This is a genomic window from Bradyrhizobium sp. P2_E8 (genome assembly GCF_056403875.1).
The window spans coordinates 1-4,454 of record NZ_JBFUES010000645.1; the positions used below are offsets into that span (position 1 = coordinate 1).

Here is a 4,454-nt window from a genome sequence, read left to right on the forward strand (position 1 = left end):
CGAAGAGACGAAAGTCGGTCAGCAGGGTACCGGCGTTTGGTATTGAAATAATTGAAGTTTCAGTCGCGTCCGGCGCGGTCGGCGCGCGCCCCCGCAGCGGGTCGGCCGCAGCCGGGCCGTTAAGGCCGTACCAGACTGGCGCAAGTGGCACAGGCAGGTCGTTACGGAACACCACCTCGCAGCGGTCGCCACGCTTGAGATGGACGCCCCTGGTATGGCTTACGGCGGCCAGCTCCCAGACGGGTGTGGGTGGCTGACCCGGCCTCAGGGCCAGGGTCGCCAGGCGGGCCTGGAGGGCGAGCTGGGCGGTCACGGGTGGGACCGCGCCACCGGCCATCAACCCGGCCGCCGAGGCTCCGAGGCCGCCAAGAAGGCCGGCCAAAACCTCACGCCGATTGGGGGCAATGATCCGCGGTTTCATGGCCCGATCCGGACCACGCCGCGCTGGATAAGTCCAGCCATCGTGCCTACTTGAAGCCTGCCGCCATCAGGCCATTTTTTTGCTGCGAACAGTCAGGCGCATGCTATAAGCCCGGCCGCCCGCGGCATCGCGGCCGGTCTTGATGCAAATTCACGCGGGCGTGGCGGAACTGGTAGACGCGCTGGATTTAGGTTCCAGTGACGAAAGTTGTGGGGGTTCGAGTCCCTCCGCCCGCACCAAGCGCTTTCAGCGTTTGCACGGATTAYCGAAGGGCCTCGCTTCGTGCGGATGTTTTCCGTGGGGAGCAGGGCTCTGATGAACCACCGGCGGTGAGGCGTTTGCCTCGCGCCGGATCGATTAATGACAGCGTCCCGACGCATGCGTGCCGGGACCGAACGAGAAGAAGATTGGACGCCATGYAGGTCACAGAAACCCTCTCGGAAGGTTTGAAGCACGAGTTCAAGATCAGCGTTCCCGCGTCTGATCTCGACGCCAAGGCCGGCGCCAAGCTCGTCGACCTCAAGGACAAGGTCCGCATCAACGGCTTCCGTCCCGGCAAGGTGCCGGTCACCCATCTCAAGAAGGTCTATGGCCGCTCGGTGATGGCCGAGACCATCGACCAGACCATTCGCGACACCAACACGCAGCTGTTCTCCGAGCGCGGCTTCCGCCTCGCGACCGAGCCGAAGATCACGATGCCGACCGAGCAGGCCGAGGTCGAGGAGCTGCTGAGCGGCAAGACCGATCTGACCTACACGGTCGCGATCGAGGTGGTGCCGTCGATCGCGCTCGCCGACTTCAAGACCTTCCAGGTCGAGAAGCCCGTGGCTGACGTTACCGACTCCGACGTCGACGAGGCGATCAAGCGCATCGCCGACAGCAACCGCGGCTATACCGCGAAGGCCGAGGGCGCCAAGGCCGAGACCGGCGACCGCGTCACGGTCAGCTTCAAGGGCACCATCAACGGCGAAGCTTTCGAGGGCGGCACCGGCGAGGGCATCCAGGTCGTGATCGGCTCCAACACCTTCATCCCCGGCTTCGAGGAGCAGCTCACCGGCATCGGCGCGGGCGAGACGCGCACGCTGAAGGTGTCGTTCCCCAAGAACTACATGAACGACAAGCTCGCCGGCCAGCCGGCCGAGTTCGAGACCACCGCGACCACGATCGAAGCGCCGCAGGACATTGCGATCGACGACGAGTTCGCCAAGACGCTCGGCCTCGAATCGCTGGACAAGCTGAAGGAAGCCGCGCGCGAGCGTCTGGTTGCCGAGTTTGCGGGTGCGACGCGCCAGCGYGTCAAGCGTGCGCTGCTCGACCGTCTCGACGAGGCGCATCGCTTCGAGGCGCCGCCCTCGCTCGTCGACGAGGAGTTCAATCTGATGTGGAACTCGGTCAAGGCCGAGATGGACTCGGCCGGCAAGACCTTTGCCGACGAGGACACCACTGAAGATGCCGCCAAGGAAGAATACCGCAAGATCGCCGACCGCCGGGTGCGGCTCGGCCTCGTGCTCTCCGAGATCGGCGAGAAGAACAAGATCACCGTAACCGACGACGAGGTCGGCCGCGCCGTGATCGAGCGCGCGCGCTCGATGCCCGGCCGCGAGAAGGAAGTCTGGGACTATTACCGCAGCAACGCCCAGGCGCTGGCCCAGCTCCGCGCGCCGATCTACGAGGACAAGGTCGTCGACTTCATTCTCGAGCTCGCCAACGTGACCGAGAAGAAGGTCTCGCGCGAGGACCTCTACAAGGACGACGAGGCGGAAAAGACCGCGGCCTGAAGGCTTTGAGACAGTCTTCTATTAAGGATGATCAGCGGAAGGGCCCGGCTAGCCATGTGGCTGGCTGGGCCTTTTTGCGAGAATCAGCTTCAAGTGCCCGGCGGATTAAGCCTTAATTCGCTCCGCACTTGTCTGGCGCGAATTGGGCTATATCTGTCGGTACACCCTGTACCCAAACTTCTACGTTACCAACTTCCTGCATCACGGGCGTCCATCGGCCTTCCGGCAAATCCAGCCAAACTGGCAGCCAAGAGTGGCGATGTCCGCCTCCGAAAACCCTAGGTGACTCATGCGCGATCCGGTTGAAACCTACATGAACCTCGTGCCCATGGTGGTCGAGCAGACCAACCGTGGCGAGCGCGCCTACGACATTTTCTCGCGCCTGCTGAAAGAGCGCATCATTTTCCTGACCGGTCCGGTCGAGGACGGCATGTCGACGCTGGTTGTCGCGCAGCTGCTGTTCCTTGAAGCGGAAAATCCGAAGAAGGAAATCTCGATGTACATCAACTCGCCGGGCGGCGTGGTGACGTCGGGCCTTGCGATCTACGACACCATGCAGTTCATCCGCCCGCCGGTCTCGACGCTGTGCACGGGGCAGGCGGCTTCGATGGGCTCGCTGCTGCTCGCCGCCGGCGAGAAGGACATGCGCTTCTCGCTGCCGAATGCGCGCATCATGGTGCACCAGCCCTCCGGCGGCTTCCAGGGCCAGGCCACCGACATCATGCTGCACGCGCAGGAAATCCTGAACCTGAAGAAGCGGCTCAACGAGATCTACGTGAAGCACACCGGCCAGACCTACAAGACGATCGAGGATGCGCTGGAACGCGACAAGTTCCTGACCGCCAACGACGCCAAGGAGTTCGGCCTGGTCGACAGGGTCATCGACAAGCGCGCCGAAGAGCCGGCAGCAGCGAAGACCCAGTAGCACTACTGGTCGGCAACGGCGATCCCTCGGGGTCGCCGGGGACCTCCAGGGGAGCGTTCACGTTTAGAACTCGTGTGCGCATCGCAAAACGCCGTTTTGTGCCCTGCGACAGGCCGAAAGTTCCGCTTTCGTGCTTGTTTTTCGTGGCAATCCAGCAACGCCGGGGTGATTTCGATCACTTCGTCCGTGCCAAGACCTGAAATCACGGTATTGTCACGGGTAGCCGGCGACCCCCGATTAGCGAATTCTTGATAGTCGGGTGACAGCATGGTTGGCTACGAATGATCCGCTATGATCGCGGAAGAATCGAGTGACCGCGATTCGCACGGGATGTAACGCGTAGGGTCTTTTTTGGTACGGAATTTGCTCTATTTGAGCTTCATACCGACCGGTGTGTCGGGATGGAGCGATCGAGCGGAACGGGATCGAACCGCGGACGGAGACATGAATGAGTAAGGTCGGCACGAGCGACTCCAAGAACACGCTATATTGCTCGTTCTGCGGCAAGAGCCAGCACGAAGTCCGCAAACTGATCGCGGGTCCCACGGTCTTCATTTGCGACGAGTGCGTCGAGCTTTGCATGGACATCATCCGCGAGGAGAACAAGTCCTCGCTGGTCAAGTCGCGCGACGGCATTCCGACGCCGAAGGAAATCTGCAAGGTGCTGGACGATTACGTGATCGGCCAGAGCCATGCGAAGAAGGTCCTGTCGGTCGCGGTGCACAACCACTACAAGCGCCTCAACCACCAGACCAAGCACAACGACGTCGAGCTCGCGAAGTCGAACATCCTGCTGATCGGTCCGACCGGTTCGGGCAAGACGCTGCTCGCGCAGACGCTCGCCCGCATTCTGGACGTGCCGTTCACGATGGCGGACGCGACGACGCTGACCGAAGCCGGCTATGTCGGTGAGGATGTCGAGAACATCATCCTGAAGCTGCTCCAGTCCGCCGACTACAATGTCGAGCGCGCCCAGCGCGGCATCGTCTACATCGACGAAATCGACAAGATCAGCCGCAAGTCCGACAATCCCTCGATCACGCGCGACGTGTCGGGTGAGGGCGTGCAGCAGGCGCTGTTGAAGATCATGGAAGGCACGGTGGCTTCGGTCCCGCCGCAGGGCGGCCGCAAGCATCCGCAGCAGGAATTCCTGCAGGTGGATACCACCAACATCCTGTTCATCTGCGGCGGCGCCTTCGCCGGCCTTGAGAAGATCATCTCGGCGCGCGGACGGTCGACCTCGATCGGCTTCGGCGCCCAGGTGCTCGCGCCGGAGGACCGCCGTACCGGCGAGATCTTCCGTCACGTCGAGCCTGAGGATCTCCTGAAG

At 62.5% G+C, this 4,454-nt stretch carries 4 protein-coding genes and 1 tRNA gene; 4 read left to right on the top strand and 1 reads right to left on the bottom strand.

The window, feature by feature from the left end:
- On the bottom strand, nucleotides 1–421 hold a 421-nt coding region (locus AC1D00_RS28640; RefSeq protein ID WP_477012974.1), incomplete at its 3' end, for a cupredoxin domain-containing protein.
- Between the two features lie 154 nt (nucleotides 422–575).
- Between AC1D00_RS28640 and AC1D00_RS28645 the strand changes: the two genes are divergently transcribed.
- The 4 genes from AC1D00_RS28645 to clpX form a co-directional block, all read left to right on the top strand.
- A tRNA-Leu gene (locus tag AC1D00_RS28645) sits at nucleotides 576–660 on the top strand.
- Nucleotides 661–837: 177 nt separating this feature from the next.
- Nucleotides 838–2,199, top strand: a complete 1,362-nt coding sequence (gene tig / locus AC1D00_RS28650; protein WP_477012975.1) for a trigger factor — start codon at nucleotides 838–840, stop codon at nucleotides 2,197–2,199.
- Nucleotides 2,200–2,488: 289 nt separating this feature from the next.
- A complete protein-coding gene (locus AC1D00_RS28655; protein WP_011087708.1) occupies nucleotides 2,489–3,124 on the top strand; it encodes an ATP-dependent Clp protease proteolytic subunit in 636 nt (211 codons plus the stop codon).
- Nucleotides 3,125–3,572: 448 nt separating this feature from the next.
- The coding region (gene clpX / locus AC1D00_RS28660; RefSeq protein ID WP_477012976.1) for an ATP-dependent Clp protease ATP-binding subunit ClpX at nucleotides 3,573–4,454 on the top strand (882 nt) is incomplete at its 3' end.